Origin of the sequence: Anaeromyxobacter oryzisoli, from assembly GCF_022690765.1 — a bacterium.
In the GTDB taxonomy this organism is placed as follows: Bacteria; Myxococcota; Myxococcia; order Myxococcales; family Anaeromyxobacteraceae; genus Anaeromyxobacter; species Anaeromyxobacter oryzisoli.
On the sequence record NZ_JALCZA010000045.1, the window covers coordinates 21489 to 37374 of the forward strand.

Annotated in this window: 20 protein-coding genes; 19 read left to right on the plus strand and 1 reads right to left on the minus strand. The window is 70.8% G+C overall.

The genetic code is table 11. The annotated features are described in order from the left end of the window. The first annotated feature begins 63 nt into the window (after positions 1-63). The 18 genes from MNZ27_RS14745 to MNZ27_RS14830 all read left to right on the plus strand — a co-directional run bounded on the left by MNZ27_RS14745 (position 64) and on the right by MNZ27_RS14830 (position 13685). Positions 64-1032: a phage major capsid protein gene (locus tag MNZ27_RS14745; RefSeq protein WP_242394848.1), complete on the plus strand. Its 969-nt coding sequence runs from the start codon at positions 64-66 to the stop codon at positions 1030-1032. A gap of 15 nt (positions 1033-1047) precedes the next feature. Continuing rightward, on the plus strand, positions 1048-1770 hold the full coding sequence (locus MNZ27_RS14750; RefSeq protein ID WP_242394849.1) for a hypothetical protein: 723 nt from the start codon (positions 1048-1050) through the stop codon (positions 1768-1770). Between the two features lie 81 nt (positions 1771-1851). Next, positions 1852-2589 carry a hypothetical protein gene (locus MNZ27_RS14755; RefSeq protein ID WP_242394850.1) on the plus strand — a complete coding sequence of 246 codons (738 nt, stop codon included), beginning with the start codon at positions 1852-1854 and terminating at the stop codon, positions 2587-2589. A gap of 3 nt (positions 2590-2592) precedes the next feature. Further along, the gene (locus MNZ27_RS14760; protein ID WP_242394851.1) at positions 2593-3351 is read left to right on the plus strand and encodes a phage adaptor protein; all 759 of its coding nucleotides are present in this window, start codon (positions 2593-2595) and stop codon (positions 3349-3351) included. A gap of 4 nt (positions 3352-3355) precedes the next feature. After that, positions 3356-4024 carry a hypothetical protein gene (locus MNZ27_RS14765; RefSeq protein ID WP_242394852.1) on the plus strand — a complete coding sequence of 223 codons (669 nt, stop codon included), beginning with the start codon at positions 3356-3358 and terminating at the stop codon, positions 4022-4024. A 106-nt stretch (positions 4025-4130) separates the two neighbouring features. Continuing rightward, positions 4131-5654, plus strand: coding sequence for a hypothetical protein (locus MNZ27_RS14770; protein ID WP_242394853.1), 1524 nt, complete (start codon positions 4131-4133; stop codon positions 5652-5654). Further along, positions 5651-6091 carry a GNAT family N-acetyltransferase gene (locus MNZ27_RS14775; RefSeq protein ID WP_242394854.1) on the plus strand — a complete coding sequence of 147 codons (441 nt, stop codon included), beginning with the start codon at positions 5651-5653 and terminating at the stop codon, positions 6089-6091. Before MNZ27_RS14770 ends, MNZ27_RS14775 begins: the two co-directional genes overlap by 4 nt. After that, positions 6088-6834, plus strand: a complete 747-nt coding sequence (locus tag MNZ27_RS14780) for a hypothetical protein (protein ID WP_242394855.1) — start codon at positions 6088-6090, stop codon at positions 6832-6834. Before MNZ27_RS14775 ends, MNZ27_RS14780 begins: the two co-directional genes overlap by 4 nt. A 12-nt stretch (positions 6835-6846) precedes the next feature. Further along, on the plus strand, positions 6847-7077 hold the full coding sequence (locus MNZ27_RS23655; RefSeq protein WP_277957962.1) for a hypothetical protein: 231 nt from the start codon (positions 6847-6849) through the stop codon (positions 7075-7077). A 4-nt stretch (positions 7078-7081) separates the two neighbouring features. Beyond that, positions 7082-7540 carry a hypothetical protein gene (locus MNZ27_RS14790; RefSeq protein ID WP_242394856.1) on the plus strand — a complete coding sequence of 153 codons (459 nt, stop codon included), beginning with the start codon at positions 7082-7084 and terminating at the stop codon, positions 7538-7540. A 7-nt stretch (positions 7541-7547) separates the two neighbouring features. Continuing rightward, on the plus strand, positions 7548-8984 hold the full coding sequence (locus MNZ27_RS14795) for a hypothetical protein (RefSeq protein ID WP_242394857.1): 1437 nt from the start codon (positions 7548-7550) through the stop codon (positions 8982-8984). Continuing rightward, positions 8984-10585, plus strand: a complete 1602-nt coding sequence (locus tag MNZ27_RS14800) for a hypothetical protein (protein WP_242394858.1) — start codon at positions 8984-8986, stop codon at positions 10583-10585. The genes MNZ27_RS14795 and MNZ27_RS14800 overlap by 1 nt, the downstream gene beginning before the upstream one ends. Continuing rightward, complete coding sequence (locus MNZ27_RS14805; protein WP_242394859.1) at positions 10575-11627, plus strand: hypothetical protein; 1053 nt, start codon at positions 10575-10577, stop codon at positions 11625-11627. Before MNZ27_RS14800 ends, MNZ27_RS14805 begins: the two co-directional genes overlap by 11 nt. Before the next feature lie 4 nt (positions 11628-11631). Continuing rightward, complete coding sequence (locus tag MNZ27_RS14810; RefSeq protein ID WP_242394860.1) at positions 11632-11904, plus strand: hypothetical protein; 273 nt, start codon at positions 11632-11634, stop codon at positions 11902-11904. Further along, a complete protein-coding gene (locus tag MNZ27_RS14815; RefSeq protein ID WP_242394861.1) occupies positions 11904-12350 on the plus strand; it encodes a cell wall hydrolase in 447 nt (148 codons plus the stop codon). The genes MNZ27_RS14810 and MNZ27_RS14815 overlap by 1 nt, the downstream gene beginning before the upstream one ends. After that, positions 12347-12619, plus strand: a complete 273-nt coding sequence (locus MNZ27_RS14820) for a hypothetical protein (protein WP_242394862.1) — start codon at positions 12347-12349, stop codon at positions 12617-12619. The genes MNZ27_RS14815 and MNZ27_RS14820 overlap by 4 nt, the downstream gene beginning before the upstream one ends. Beyond that, positions 12616-12885 (plus strand): hypothetical protein, encoded by a 270-nt coding sequence (locus tag MNZ27_RS14825; protein WP_242394863.1) that lies wholly within the window; start codon positions 12616-12618, stop codon positions 12883-12885. Before MNZ27_RS14820 ends, MNZ27_RS14825 begins: the two co-directional genes overlap by 4 nt. Next, on the plus strand, positions 12882-13685 hold the full coding sequence (locus MNZ27_RS14830) for a hypothetical protein (protein ID WP_242394864.1): 804 nt from the start codon (positions 12882-12884) through the stop codon (positions 13683-13685). Before MNZ27_RS14825 ends, MNZ27_RS14830 begins: the two co-directional genes overlap by 4 nt. A 214-nt stretch (positions 13686-13899) precedes the next feature. Here the strand turns inward: MNZ27_RS14830 and MNZ27_RS14835 are convergent, their stop codons facing one another. Further along, positions 13900-14916 carry an SDH family Clp fold serine proteinase gene (locus tag MNZ27_RS14835; RefSeq protein WP_242394865.1) on the minus strand — a complete coding sequence of 339 codons (1017 nt, stop codon included), beginning with the start codon at positions 14914-14916 and terminating at the stop codon, positions 13900-13902. A 514-nt stretch (positions 14917-15430) separates the two neighbouring features. Between MNZ27_RS14835 and MNZ27_RS14840 the strand changes: the two genes are divergently transcribed. Further along, positions 15431-15715: a hypothetical protein gene (locus MNZ27_RS14840; RefSeq protein ID WP_242394866.1), complete on the plus strand. Its 285-nt coding sequence runs from the start codon at positions 15431-15433 to the stop codon at positions 15713-15715. The last annotated feature ends 171 nt before the right edge of the window (positions 15716-15886 follow it).

Consider the following 15886-nt stretch of genomic DNA (forward strand, 5'->3'; position numbering starts at 1 on the left):
GAACGGGGCGGTCCCGTCAACGCGCAGTGAGTCGCGACCATCGAAGCGAGTTGGAGGTGTCTCTTGGCGTTCCCGAACGTCACCGACCTGGTGGCAACCACCATCGAGTACCGCGGAGGCGAGATCCGCGACAACGTGACCGCGAACAACGCGGTCCTCACGCAGATGAAGGAAGGCGACCGCATCGAGGAGGTCTCGGGCGGCGTCGTGATCTTCGAGGAGCTGTCGTTCCAGGCGAACGGCAACGCCCAGTGGTACAGCGGGCAGGATCTCCTCTCCATCGCGCAGCAGGACGTGATCTCCGCGGCGCAGTACCCGTGGAAGCAGGCGGCCTGCGCGGTCATCGTGACCGGCCTCGAGAAGATCCAGAACTCGGGCAAGCACGCGATCATCGATCTCGTGACCGGTCGCGTCGGCGTCGCCAAGGCGTCGATGGCGAACCTCATCGCCCAGGGCCTCTACTCGGACGGCACGCTCCAGGGCGGGAAGTCGATCAACGGGCTCGGCACCGCGGTCGTCGCGAATCCGGCCGTGGGCATCTACGGCAACATCGACGGGGCGCAGTGGCCGTTCTGGCGCAACCAGGTCGGCGGCCCGGGCGGCCAGACGACCACGGCCGCGAACATCCAGGCCAACATGAACCTCCTGTACGCGAAGTGCTCGCGCGGCGGGAAGGATGTCCCGAACCTCATCCTCTACGACGCGAACCTGTACGCCGCGTTCGAGGCGAGCCTCCAGCCGCTCCAGCGCTTCACCGAGGCGAAGCTCGGGCAGCTCGGGTTCCAGGGCTACCGCTACAAGGGCGCCGACGTGGTGCTCGACGGCGGGATCGGCGGCTTCTGCCCGGGCTGGACGGGGTTCTTCCTGAACACGAAGTACCTGAAGTACCGGCCCTCGAGCGAGCGGAACATGGTGACGCTCTCGCCGGAGAACCGGTACGCGCTGAACCAGGACGTCAGCGCGACGGTGCTCGCGTGGGCCGGCAACGCGACCTGCTCCGGGCGCATGTTCCAGGGCTACTTCAACGGGTAGCGAGGGAGATCGCACATGGCCATCGTCAGCGGGTCCGTCAACTACCGGTTCATCGACGAGAAGTTCGGGACGACCGGCGGCCCGAACGCCACGCCGCCTCTCGGGGCGACGCAGTGGAAGCCGGGCACCAACTACGCCGCGGGCGTCACCGTCGTGAACGGCGGGTTCCTGTTCACGAACAACGGCGCCGCCGGTGCCTCCGCGGCCGCGGTCGCGCTCGGCCCGGTGCCGTCGGCGCTGGTGGACAATACCGTCACCTGGACGCTCTCGGCCCCGCTCTCCGGCGCGTGCCAGACCGACGCGGCGCAGGCCCAGGAGCTCGGGTATATCGCCGAGGCGATCGACATCGGTCCGAACGCGTTCGGAGTCGGCGAGCTGATGTACGTGAAGTTCACCGGCGCGACCGCGCCGGGCGACTTCGTGGTGGTCGACCGCTACAACATGACCGCCGCGCAGGCGGCCGCCGGCGGCCGAGGGCTCGTCGGGATCTCGATGGGGACCGGTGCGGCCGGCCGGTACGGCTGGGTCCTGGTGCGCGGCGTCCACGACGCGGCGAACCTCGGCAACGGCGCGTCGGTCGTCGGGGCGATCCCGTACCTCTCGGCGACGGGCGGCCGGATCCTCACCACCGCGAGCGCCACGAACGGTGTCCCGGGCGTGATCATCAAGGTCACCGGCAACGCGTCGAACGTCGGCACGGCCGAGCTTCTCTGGCCGGTCGCCGGCGGCAACCCGTAGTCGCAGGTCGGAGCCGGCCGGGTCTCCAGGGCGCCCGGCCGGCTCCTCTAGCCCTCGGATCCCTGGGCAAGGGTGTGACGCATGGCGTTCGTCGATCCAAGCGCGGTCAGGCAGATGGACGGCTGGAACCAGGCGTGGGCGAACGACGGGAAGTGCCGCGCCGTCTTCTACGCGCGCGAGGTGCTCGACGAGCGCGCCACGCACGGCTGGACCGAGGAACGCGAGGTCCTGAACGACGACGGGTCGATCCGGATCGAGAAGAAGCGCTTCCCGGGCGCGGGGCGCCCGATCTTCAAGACGGTCCCCTACATCAAGAAGTTCACGCCCGGCGACGCGAGCAACATCATCGACCGCGAGGTCTACCCGCACGACAAGGACGAGTTCTCCGCGGAGTGGCACGCGTTCGAGACGGGCCAGGACACCACCGTCGGCACGCCGATCGAGATGCTGCCCGGGCTCTCGAAGGCGCGGGTCGAGGAGTTCAAGAACTTCCCGCTCGCCCCGATCAAGACGATCGAGGAGCTCGCGAACCTCGCCGACGTGCACGCGCAGAAGTTCCTCGGGTTCAACGAGGACCGGCAGAAGGCGCGCGACTGGCTCGCGGCGGCCGAGAAGGCGGCCCCGATCGCCGAGGTGCGCGCGCAGCTCGCCGAGCGCGACCAGGCGATCGAGCAGCTCAAGGCCCGGCTCGCCGCGCTCGAGGCGCAGCGCGCCGCCGTCCCGGCGACGCCCGCGTCGGAGCCGGAGTGCGAGCCCGTCGAGGTCACGCCGGCCCCGCGCGCGAAGGCGCCGACGGTGCGCCGGCGGGCTCAGGGGTAGGCCATGGCGGCGCTGCCCGAGTTAGACACGGCGGGCAACATCGTCAACCGAGCGGCGATCCAGCTCGGGCTCCTCGGCGTGTCCGTCGCGCAGGCGAACGACCCGTTCGCGTCTCAGGACCCGAACTTCGTCCAGCTCTGCGAACTGCTCACCTCCGTCGGTGACGACCTGAACGGCAAGCATAACTGGCCGCAGCTCCGGCAGGAGTGCGTGATCGTCACCGTCGCTGGCCAGAACGTGTACCCGCTCCCGGCCGACTTCCACGAGATGATCGATCAGAGCGGGTGGAACCGGTCGGCGCGCCTCCCGCTCATCGGTCCGCTGCGATCTCAGGAGTGGCAGTACCTCAAGGCGCGCGCGCTCGGGATGTACATCTCGGTCGTCTTCCGCCAGGCCGGCGGGAACCTCGAGATCAACCCGGGCATGGCGGTGCCGGCCGGGACGACGATCGCGTTCGAGTACGAGTCGTCGCGCTGGGTACAGAGCGCGGGCGCCGCGGCGCCGGACAAGGCCGCGCCCACGATCGGGACGGACGTGGTCTGCTACGACTCCGAGCTCGCCATCGCCGCGCTCAAGCTCGCTTGGCTCGAGGCGAAGGGGTTCGACACCGCGGCCGCGGCCGAGAGGTACGAGGCGAAGCTCGAGCACGCGATCGGGAAGAGCACCGGCGCGCCCACGCTCTCGCTCGTCGGGACCGGGCGCACGGCGGTGGACCGCTTCATCGACAACGCGAACCTGCCGCTGACGGGTTTCGGGAGCTGACGCGATGGCGCTCCCGGGTCCCAAGCCGGCGCGGTACTGGAAGGACGACGACTTCGACCAGCTCCGCGCCGCGATCCTGGCGATCCTGCCGGGCGCGCCGGCGGCCGGGGCGCTCACCGGCACGAGCCTCGACCAGCTCACCGCGGCGGTTCTCGCGATCGGCGCAGCGGTCGCGAAGGAGGTGGACCTCGGCGCGGCGACGATCCCGGCGAAGGTCTACAGCGCTCTCGCCGCAGGGCAGTCGCAGCTCAACCCGGTGGCTGCGATCTACAACACAGTCGCGGGGCAGAGCATCCCGAACGCGGCTTGGACCACCATCAACTTCGATACAAGGGAACTGGATCCAATCGCGGCAGTCACCACTGGTTCGGCGTGGCATTTCACGGCGCCGATCTCGGGGCTTTATCACGTCGCGGCTACGGTTGGGGGCGGTGGTACCACGGGCCAGCGCATCATCACTCTGCGGAGGAACGGCGCGGAGGTGCAGCGCGGCAATCGGCTGGCGGCGAACGCTGCTGCTGGGCTCACGTACTGCGTCGTGAGCGGTTACGTCTCGCTCGCGGCCGGGGACCAGGTGGATGTTCAATTTTATCAGGACTCCGGCGGCGCGGCCGGGCTGGAGTCCTCTCCATCGGCGAACCGCGTGAGCATCGTGCGGGTTCCGGGGGCCTGACGTGCTGATCCCCCGCCGCACTCCTCGCGTCCATCCGAACCGAACCCGCTGGTTCAGCGCGTCCGCGCCGATCGGCGGCATCAACACCGTGAGCGCGGGCCTGGACATGCCCGCGTCGGACTCGATCTACTCGTACAACCTGATCGGCGCGGAGTACGGCCTCCGATCTCGCCTCGGCTGGCGGGAGTGGGTGACCGGCCTCGACGGCGAGCCTCGTTCGATCCTGCCGTTCACCGGTTCGACGAAGGACGGCGCGTCGAACCGGATGTTCGCGTGCACGCAGACCGGGATCTGGGACGTCTCGTCCTCCACCGGGGCGCCGACGAAGGTCGTCACCTTCCCCACGCAGAACGCGGACAGCGGCTACGGCGTGTGCACCGCGTTCACGGACCTGAACGGCAGCCACTGGCTGCTCTACACCGACGAGGCGAACGGCTACTACACGTACTCGGAGCAGGGCACGACCTGGACTAAGGTCACGCAGGGCACCGGCGCCTCGCAGGTGTCAGTCGGGGACCCAACGAAGTTCGCGTCCGTGGTGAGTTGGAAGAACCGGCTCTGGTTCGTGGAGCGCGACACGCAGCACGCGTGGTACCTGCCCGTCGGTTCGCTCTACGGCGCCGCGAGCAAGTTCGTCTTCGGCTCGCGGTTCAAGGCGGGCGGCGACCTGCGCGGCCTGTGGAGCTGGACGTACGACGGCGGGAGCGGGATCGACGACGCGCTCGTGGCCGTCTCCGGCGGCGGCGACGTCCTGATCTACAAGGGGTGGGATCCCTCGCAGGCCTCCGGCTTCGCGCTCTCGGGCGTGTGGTCGGTCGGTGCCGTTCCCGCCGGCCGCCGGCTGTGCACGGATTTCGGCGGCGACCTGCTCGTCATGAGCTCGATGGGGATCCTCCCGCTCTCCAAGCTCACGTCGGGGAGCGTCCTCTACGAGCGGACGCAGTACCAGACGGCGAAGATCGCGAACCTCTGGAACCAGCTCCAGGCATCCACGTTCTCGCTGCGCGGCTGGGCGATGCGTCTGCATCCGCTCGACGCGGCGCTCATGGTCGTTATGCCGGTCGCGGCGGGGCAGCCGTCGCAGCAGCTCGTGATGAGCCTCACCACGAAGGGTTGGCACCAGTACCGCGACATGCCCATGAGCATCGCGGCCGAGCCGTGGAACGGGACGTTCTACTTCGGGACGGCGGACGGGCGGATCTGCGCGAACGACGGGTACGTCGATGGCGTGACGCTCGCAAACCCGAACTCCTACGCGCCGATCAACTGGAGCCTCCTCTCGGCGTTCACGAACATGGGGAGCGCGGCGCAGAAGCGGATCCACGCGATCCGCGCGACGATCCTCTCGCAGGGCGGAGCGATCCCGTACCAGGCCCAGGCGAAGTTCCGATGGGACCGGTCCGAGGGAGCGCCGCCTCAGGTTGCGCTCGCCGGCGGGGCAGCTGGCGCGGTCTGGGACATCGCGAAGTGGGATCAGGCGGTGTGGGGCGGAGACTACCAGGCGCAGCAGCAGGTGTTCGGCGCGGCGGGATGCGCGCCGGAGATCGCCATCGCGATCCGGGGCGCCGCGTCGTCGCGCATGACCCTCACCGGCATCGACGTAGCGTACGAGACGGGAGGCATCCTGTGATCGTCGTCCGCGCTGCGCCTCCCGAGCACTACCGCTGGATCGCCGAACGCGCGCAGCTCGTGTGCGGGTCGCAGTTCCGCGCGCTCGAGGCGGTGGACGGGGACCGCATCGTCGCCATGGTGGGGTTCGATGGCTGGACGCCGAACGCGGTGTCGATGCACGTGGCGCTCGATCACCCGTCGGCGCTCCGCCACGTGCTCCGTCCCGCGTTCGGGATCGCGTTCGATGCCCCTCCGGGCGGCGCGGGCAAGGGCGTCGCCGTCGCGACGGTGCTCTCGACGAACCGGGCCTCGCTTCGGCTCGTCAAGCACCTCGGGTTCCGGGAGGTCGGGCGGATCACGGGAGGCTGGGAGCGCGGGGTGGATCTCGTGCTCCTCGAGCTCTCGCGCGAGCGGTGCCGGTGGGTGGCGCACCAGGATCGGAGGGTCGCAGCATGAGCAAGGGCAAGGGTGGCAGCGCGCCCAGCGCGCCGAACTTCCAGCAGATGGCGCAGCTCCAGGCGCAGTCGTCGCAGCAGGCGACGAACGCGCAGACGCAGGCGAACCGCCCGAGCCAGTACAGCCCGTTCGCCTCCTCGTACTGGACGCAGGGGCCGAACGGCGAGTGGTCCCAGCGGACCGCGCTCTCCGGCGGTCTCGGGGCCGGGGCGCAGAACCTCGAGAGCCAGATCGGCGCGCAGGGCGCGATCGGGACCGGCGACGAGGCCCGGAAGTCGGCGACGGACGCCTACTACAAGCAGGCCACCTCTCGGCTCGATCCGGAGTGGTCCCAGCGCGAGGAAGCCACGCGCGCTCAGCTCGCGAACCAGGGGCTCGATCCGGGATCCGAGGCCTACGACAACGCGATGGGAAACCTCGAGCGGGCGCGCAACGACGCCTACTCGAGCGCGGAGAACCAGGCGCAGACGGCCGGAAACCAGGCCCAGGCGCTCACGTTCGGCGAGAACCTCCAGTCGCAGATGGCGCCGTACCAGCAGCTCGGCGCACTCCAGGGGCTCACGCAGCAGAACGGGTTCAGCCAGGCCGGCGCCGCGCAGCCGACACAGTACCTGCCCGCGGCGATGGCCGCCTACAACGGCGCGCTGCAGGGGTACGGCATCGATCAGGCGGGCAAGAACTCGACGATGAGCGGGCTCGGCCAGCTCGGGGGCTCCGCGATGATGGCGGCGGCCCTCATGTAGGAGGCGACGATGATGGGCATGGGTGGAATGGGCGGGGGCGGTCACGCTGGCCACGGCGGCAAGCACGCCGGCCACGGCGGTCGGAAGCCGGTGGCGATCCAGGCCTTCATCCAGGCGCTGCGGCGGCGCCAGGGCGGGATGCAGCCTCCCACGGACCAGGGCGCGGACGGGGGGATGATGGGCGGCGGGATGGCGGGAATGGGCGGCATGCCGATGGGCGGCGGCCACATGCACGGAGGGTGAGCTGATGGACCACTCGATGCACGGCGGCGGGTTCCCCGCGCTCCCTCCAGCAACCAATCCCGGGGACGACGACCTCTACGCCCTGATCCAGAACGCTGACCCGGCGACGCTCCAGAGCATGATCGACGCGGGGCTCGTCCCGGGCCGGATGGGGGTCGAGCAGCAGATGATGGGGATGGGGCAGGGGCTCGCCGAGACGCCGACGCCCCAGGGCCGGCAGGTCGGCAACACGTACGTCGCCGCGTCGCCCATCGAGCACCTGTCCGCGGCGCTGCGCCAGGGCATCGGGGCGCAGATGCAGCACAAGGCGATGCAGGAGCAGAGCGGCCTCATCGGGCAGCAGGGGGCCGGGCGGCTCGCGTACCTGAAGCTCCTCGCCGGTCGAGGCCCGCAGTCGTCTGCGGCGCCGGAGACGCTCCCTCTCGGCTCGGCGGACCTCCCCGACACGAGCGGACTCTCCTGAGGCGACGATGGACGGCAACCTCCTCGATCTCTTCGCGGGCGACGACGCGACGGCGAACAACGAGGCGTCGGCGCTGGCGAACGCGATCCGCGCGCGGCGCGCGGCTGGCACGCTCGGGATGATCACCGGCGACCCGGCCATGGCCGGGGTCGGCAGGCAGCTCGCCGGCAACGCCGACGCGCTCGAGGGGAAGCTCTTCGACGTCGGGCAGGCGCGTCTCCACTACGGCCCGCAGATGGAGGAGCACCAGAACCTCCAGGCTGCGCGCCAGAACCCGGCCTACGCCGCCGCGCTCCGCGACACGCTGCACCGGTACGGCTCGAACGTCTCGGACGACGCGCCGGCCCAGGTGCTCGAGCGGCTCCTCCCGGTCGAGGAGAAGTTTGCGCAGGCGAACATGATGGGCGGCCTCCGCTACGCGCTCCAGGGCCGGCTCCAGCAGAAGACCGACCCGGGCACCGGCGAGACCTACCTCCTCAGTCCGCTCGACGGGGCCACGTACTACATGAACGGCTCGCCGCGGACCCACGGCGTCCGGCGCCCCGGCTTCGGCGGTCCCGGCTTCGGCAGCTTCCCGGGAGCTCCGGGAGGCGCTCCGGCTCCCGCTCCCGCCGCGGGCCCCGCGCCGGCGGCCGCGCCGCGCGGCGCGCCCGCGTCGCTCCTCCCCGGCGCTTCCTCGGCCGCCGGCGGAGGCCGCACGCCGCTCCCGGGCCCGGCCACCGCGGGCGGCAGCTCCCCGGCGGCCGGCACGGGGGGCGGCGCGTCCTACCCGCGTCTCTACGGGAAGGTGCTCGACGCCGCGCTCCAGAAGCTCGGCACCGACTTCGACCCGAACAAGTCCGGAGGCGAGATCCAGCGGAACCAGGCGCGGCTCAACGCGGCCATCCGGCTCCGCAAGCTCGTCACGGACGAGAACGGTAACGTGAAGGCCATGATCCCGCCGCAGTTCATGCGGGAGACGGCCGCGGCGCTCGCCGGGCTCATCTCGAACGGCGGCCAGCCGGCGCAGTCGCTCATCGAGGAGCTCTCGCCGCGCACCGGAAGCAGCAAGGTCGCGGACATCGTCCAGTGGATCACCGCGCACCCTCAGGACGCGGGGCAGCAGGCGTTCGCGAAGCTCTACCTCGAAAGCGCGAACAGGGAGGCGGAAGCGGCGCAGGAGGCGCTCAACCAGGGCGTCTCGGCGCGGTTCGGGAAGCACCAGCGGGTGGTGTACGGGAACCCGGAGGAGGCGCGCCGCACGCTCGAACCCTACGGCTGGACGATCCAGCGGGTCGGCCGGGACTGGAAGCTCGTCCCGGGCGGCGCGCGCGCCGGGACCGCGGCCGGGCCGGCTCCGACGGCGGCCGGTCCGGCTCGGATCTCCTCCGATGCTGAGTACGACGCGCTGCCCTCAGGGGCGCAGTACGTCGGGCCCGACGGGAAGTTGCGGAGGAAGCGGTAATGGGCTGGCGCGACGATCCGGTCGTTGAGCAGCCGGCCCGACCTGCGGCGACGCCACGGTGGGCGAGCGACCCCGAGGTCGGGGCGCTGCAGCCGCCGGAACTCCTCCCGTCGCACGCGGTCCCGGGCGTCGGCGAGACGGCGATTCGGCATGCCGCGAACGGGGCCGCGCTCGGCGGAGCCCCGCACCTGCGCGGCCTCTACGCCGCCGGCGCCGACGCTCCGCCGGGCGAGAACGGCCCGATGGACCCGCTCACGACCGCGGCCGACGTGGCGCGCGGCATCTGGCGCCGATTCCGCGGCGACAAGAGCGCGGAGGCGCGTTACCAGGCGGCGAAGAAGGAGGAAAACGAGGCTCTCCAGAGAAGCATGGCCGCTCATCCGGTGGTCGGTTTCGGTGCGGAGATCGCGGGCGGCGCTCCGCTCGGCGGGCTCGCGGCCTCCGTAGCGCCGACGATTCGAGGGGGCGGACTGCTCCCTCGAGCAGCGAACGCCGCTCTACAGGGTGGGGCCGTCGGCACGGTGTCGGGGCTCGTCTCGGGTGAGGACGCCGGTGAGATCGGTTCGCGGGCCGGGGTTGGAGCGCTGACGGGGAGCGCGCTCCCTCTCGCCGGTGCCGCATGGGGAGCAGCGAAGGGCGCACTCGGGCGCACGCTGATCCCGCGGCTCCGTGATATCGCGGTCGCCCAGGGCCGCAAGGTACTCACCGGCAACACCGCTCCGCTTGCCACGCGCAAGCCACTCTCGCCGGAGGCGGTCCGAGTCGCGTACGAGGAAGGTGCGATCGGTCCGTTCGGGACCGTCGAGAAAGCGGCCGAGAAGCTCGGTGCCTCGCGTGAGGCCGTCGGCGATCAGTACGGCCAGATCATCGATGCGCTCGCAGCGAAGGGTGTCACCGGGCCCAAGGCGCAGGATCTCGCCGCCCAACTCGTCGCCGAAGCGACGGCGACCGAGGGTCGCACCCTCGGCAGCCCGACGCCGGGCCTGTTCCGTTCGACCGCGGACGAACTCACGAGCAAGCCGACCGACGCGGCCGGTTACCTCGGGCTGGCGCAGGCCGAGAACATGAAGCGCACGCTCCAGCAGGCGGCGCGGTCCGAGTACGTGAAGGAGGGGCCGCAGTCGCTCGCGGGCGAGGCGAAAACCGGGATCGCGAGCCGGCTGCGCCAGGCGATCGAGGACGCCGTGTCCTCTCAGGCCTCCAAGGCGCCCGAGGAGGCCGCCGCGTTCGAGCCGGTGAAGGAGCGCCTCTCGCGCATCATCGAGGCATCGAACGCTGCGAACAGAGGAGCCGCTCGCGCGGCGAACCGCCAGACGCACGGGCTCGGGGCGAAGGTCATGGCCTCGGGAGCGCTCGCGCACGGCGGCGCGCCGGAAGCGGCCGTGACGCTCGCGGCATCGACCGCGGCCCGAAACCGGCTTCCCGCCACGCTCGGATGGCTGGCGAACACCACGGCCGATGCTCTCGCACCAGGGGCGGCCACACCCCACCCGATGAGCCCGCAGATCGCGGCCCTCATCGCCTCGCTGCGGAAGCCGGGACTGCGACTCGCGCCGTCGGCGATGACGCCCGCGGCCGCGGACGAGGAGGGTGATCGCTGATGACCCGGATGCTGCCGGACCAGACCAGGAACCCGACGATCACCCGCAGCAGGATTCGCACGAAGGAGAACGGTACATGAAGCGAATCGGACTCGCCATCGCCCTCGGGGTCGCCCTGGCCCTCACGGGCACCGTCGCGCTCGCCGCCCGCAACAGCTCGGGGACGATGACGCTCCCCGCGGGCAACCCGTTCGTCCCGGGGACGGCGATCTCGTCCTCCGTGATGAACAACACGATGACCGATCTGGCGAACGAGCTCACGAACTCGCTCGACCGGACCGGGCGGGGCGGGATGCTCGCTCCGATGCGTGGTCCCGACGGCTCGGTGACCGCGCCGACGCTCTCCTGGACGAACGAAACGAACAGCGGGCTCTACCGGATCAGCGCATCCGACCTCGGGCTCTCCGTCGGCGGAACGAAGCGGGTGGAGTGGACCTCGACCGGCGAAGTGCTCACCGGCACGCAGTCAATCAGCGGGAACACGTCGATCGGCGGGACGCTGGCCGTCACCGGCACGGCGACCCTCACCGGGGCGACGACGCTGACGGGCGGCCTCGGAGGCAACCTGCCGGCGAACGCGTACTCGATCACCGGGCTCGCGACGCCCGTCAACTCCGGCGACGCGGCCACGAAGGGATACGTGGACGGGGCTGTCGTCGGGGCCGGTGTCGGGGCACCGGTGATGTCGGCGAGTTCCGGCACCTTCACGACGACGAGCACGGGGGGCTTCGTGAGTGTCACGAACCTCAGCGCCACGATTACGACCCACGGCAGTCCAGTGATGGTGATGGGAATTCCTGCCGACGCAACTTCTGGGTCCACCATCAACAACTCGGCCACTTCTGGCGCAGGCACGTCGGTGATCCTTCAGCGCGACGGAACGAGCGTCGCCCGGTGGTACGCGGTGGCCCCGGCAGGAGTCACGATCCAGTACGTCGACGTCCCCGCCGCGGGGTCGCATACGTACTCGGTCCTGGTAGAGGTCAACGGGTCCGGTACTGTCTACGTGACAGCGGTGAAGCTTGCGGCCATCGAGCTCTAGCGACATGAGCCCCGCCGCCACAGAGTTCGTGGAGCTCGGCCGCCTCGACGAGCGCGTCGAGCAGCTCGAGGACCGCGAGGACAAGCAGGACCGGCAGCTCGAGGAGCTCGGCGCCGGACTCGGCGCGATCCGCGAGGAGCTTGCCGGGATGCGGGGCGAGCTCCGAGGCGCCCTCTCGGCCTCGAAGGTCAGCGGGGCCGTTATCGGCGCGCTCGTTTCGGCGGTCGCGAGCGGGGCGCTCGCCCTGCTCGTGTTCCTGCTCAACAGGAGGCCGTGATGGCAGAGGATCCAAAGAGGACGTGGTCGATCGGGCTTCTCGCCCTGACGTTGTGGCGCGAGGCACGGGGGCAGCATCGCGCGGCGATCGAGGCGGTCGCGTGCTCGATCATGAACCGGGTGGCTCGGCCGAGTTGGTGGGGCTCGACCGTGGCCGAGGTGCTCTCGAAGAAGTGGCAGTACTCGAGCCTCACCGACCCACACGACCCGCAGCTCACGCTGTGGCCGGCGGTCGACGGCGTGTTCCTCTCGTGCCTGGAGATCGCTCGGCTCGCGATCGATGGGCAGATCAAGAACGCCGTGCCGGGCGCGGACAGCTACCACGACACGTCGATCGCGCCGCCGGCGTGGACGAAGGCGGCGCGACGCGTGGGGCAGGTGGGCGCGTTCATCTTCTATGACACGGACCACGACTACGAGCGCAAGGCGCTCGCGGAGGCTGCATGATCCCGCTCATCAAGGCCATCATCCACGCGCTGCTCTGGGACGAGCTCGCCGCGATCCGCTGGCTCCGTGGCGCCTGCCTCACGTTCGCCGCTGGCGGCGTCGCGTTCGCGGACCAGATCGCCGGCATCCTCGGCGAGGCCGGCGCGCCGCGCGTCGTTCAGGCGATCAAGCTGGTGGCGGTCGCCTGCGGCTTCCTTGGCGGCGCGATCACCGCCGGCCAGCGGAACCCGCCGGCGACCACGGCGCCGACGGCGGGGGGCACGCCGTGACCTTCCACGCTTGGTCCCTGTTCTTCTTGCGTCTCGGCGCCTGGCTCCTCGTGGGCGGCGCGTCCGGGCTCGTCGTGTGGGGCATCTTCGACCTGGTGGCGATCGCCCGGGGTGAGCTCGCCGGAAACTCGATCTCGCTCGCGGCGCAGCGCGCGCTGTACGCGGCGCCCCCCGGGCTCCTCATCGTCGTCACCGCGGTGATCGTCCTCGTCATCGGGGTGCTCCTCGGCCACTTCGGATGGCCGCAGTACCGGAGCGCGCCGTGATCGCGAGCGTGCGCGCGGTCCTCGAGGCGGCCCGACCCGGTGCGGCGCGCGCCGCGCGGTGGGCGTGGGAGCACCGGACCATCGTCCTCGCCGCCCTGGTGCTGCTCCTCGCCGCCGTGGGGCTGCGGTCCTGCCGGCGGGCGGAGCACGCCGAAGGGCAGGCCGCCGCGGCGGCCACCCGGTCCGCCGGCGAGGCGCGGGCGGAGGCCGCGGGGATCCCCGTGGTCCACGAGGTGCCCTCAGCCCAGGTGGCCGAGGAGCGGGCGCGGCTCGAGCGGGAGGATCCGGTCCTCCGGGACGAGCTCGCGCGCGCGGAGCGGGAGCTGGGGAAGCTGCGCGCCGAGCTCGTCGCGCGGGCGCAGGCGGCGCCGGCTCCGGTCACCGCCGCGCCGCGGCCGCCGCAGGCCGCGGGCGAGCCGTCGCGACCGACCGTGCTACTCCAGGGCGACCAGCTCCGCCTCGGCGCCGACCTGGTGGTCGCCCGGGCGCCGTCGGGCGCGCACGTCCTCGAGGGGACGCTCTACGCCAACCGCGACTCGGACGGCGCGCTCCTGGTCCGACAGACGATCTCGTCTCCCGTGACCGTCGCGGTCGAAGCGACCTCCGCCGCGGCGAGCTGCCAGGCCGCCCAGGACCGCGCCTGGCGCGTCGGCCCGGTGGGGGGCGCCTCGGGGTCGGGGTGGCTCGCCGGCGCGGCCTACGCGCGGCGGCTGGACCTGTGGGGCTGGCGCCCGGAGGCGCTCGTCACAGGGGCGGCCGGGCCGGGCCGCGCCGTGCTCCTGGGCGGCGTGCTGTTCTAGGGTGTCGCCGCGCGGTCAACTCCTCGAGCACGCGGTGGATGGGGCCAGCGTCTACCGAGAGGTGTACGACGCCACGGTACCAAGCCGCCGACGTCGCTCCTCCGAGACCCGTCGCGCCTCCTCCTGGATCGTGGAGATGGCGCTCCAGGAGATCGGCTTCACCACCCTGGGGTTCTTCGCCCGCGACGCCGGCATACCAGCCCCGCTACCCTCATTACATTTGGGCTTCAGGGTGAACCTGCACTCCATTGCTGCCTCCATCGGATGGGCCATGAACCGCAGCCGGCGTAGCATCCGCAGGCTTCGAAGTCGGCTCGACCGGGATAAGTGTAGCGATCGGGTCGCCTGTCTCCAAGAACCCGACGTGATGCCCTGTAGGGAGGCCTGCGACAGCCATCCTGGCGAGCATCCCGATCGAGGTCTCGATCTTCTCCGCCCGAAGCCCGATGGATGCCGCCTCGCGGACATCGATCACGAACTCGTGCTGCGGGTACCCGTTCGCGAGTTTCTCGGGAATGTCGCGCTCATGGTCGTGGGTATACCCACCGGCGGACTGCAGCAAGCGCTTCGCATACTCCTGTCCAATCTCGAGCGCGCGCTTGTACCGTCCGAGGTCCATCGGGTCGATCTGTTCAAACAGGGGGCGGACGACGGGAGCCGCGAACTCCGTCGCGAGTTTGAGGGAGTCCTTAATGCCTCGACCGGTCTGTCCCAGCACCAGCATCATGGTTTCGTCGAGGAACCGGTGGCAAAAGCCGCTGACCGCTTCGAGCCCCTTCATGCCCTCGAGCGCGGAAATCCTTTCCTCCGGCTCGTGAGGATGCGGGATCTGCGTGTCGATCGGCCCAAGTTCCGCGCCTTCCGCCATCAGGATCTGTTTCGCCCCAAGTGAAAGCAGTGTGGCGGCGCTCTTCGCTCGGCGTGGGATGATAGCCGTGAACCCGGCCCCGTCATCGAACTCCTGCAGGAGCCGGGCGATCTTGTACGCAGATCCCGGGTATCCGCCGAGGGAATGAATGATGACGTCCAGCTTCGTCGCGCGCGGCAGCCCCTGAACGGCGATCCAGACCTTGTCGTAGCTGGAATTCGAAATTCCCTCGCCCTTCTCGTTGGGCGCGAACATGAGGACTCGCGTCCCCCGCAGCGCCTCGATCGTCGCGACTAGGTCCGCCGAGCTGGGCATGTCTTCTCCAGCGGCGACGGCGCCGTTCACCTTGTGGGCGTCAGCCATAGGGGGGACTATATTTGGAGTCGCGTCGCAAGTGCAACGCGGTGTGAAGCCGCTCAGCCCCGGCACACCTCGATGACCGCGGCGTCGGGTCGCAGTGATCACGCACGGTGCGGGTTCCGCTCTAGACTCCGGCCGTGGACTGGCGATGCGCCGTGTGTCGCTGCGGGTGGAAGACCGCTGTCCGGCGGTCGATCGCGCGTGGCACGTTCTTGCAGATTACGGCCGTCACGTGCAGCCCCGAGTGCCGAGACGAGCACGTACGGCGTGAGGGGACCCGGCGCTCGCGCGAACGGTACCGGCGTGTCGAACGCGGCGCGCGCTGGACGTGTACCGTGTGCGGAGTCGGGAAGGCGGTGGCGGAGCGTCGGCGCAAGCGACGCGGGCTCGAACCGCTCCGCGGGCGCGCCAAGACGTGCTCGCCGGAGTGCCGCGCAGAGCGGAACCGGCGGGGAATGCGCGGAGAGCGCCTCCCACTGCCGCGCGGGATGCGGCCCTTCTACCGGAGGAGGCGCCGGTGACGGACCAGCTGCTCGAGCTCTGGGAGTTCCCCCGCGGGTTCGACCTCGGGAAGATCACCGAGATCGCGCAGGACCGGCTCACGCCTCCGGACCTCCGCGCGCAGCTCGTCACGAGCCGCGGCGATGTCCTCACCGCGCAGATCGTCGAGGGGAGGGCGACCGAAGGCACGGACTTCCTCGTCTACGTCCGAGGGCGCGGCGCGTTCGAGGTGCTGCGCCGCGAGGTGTGGCCGGGCGGGCGTGCTATGGTGACGCTCACGGCGTGGCCGATCGCCAAGTGAGGGCGCGTAGCGCGATGGCTCTGCGATTCCCACTCTGTTCCCACGCGCGTCGTCCGAGGACGTCCGAAGGCGGCCGCAAACGGTCTGATTTTACGGGATCCGACCAGCCACAACCGCCATGGACGAGACTGCAAAACCCGTATTCGGCGGTTCGAATCCGCCCGGTGCCTC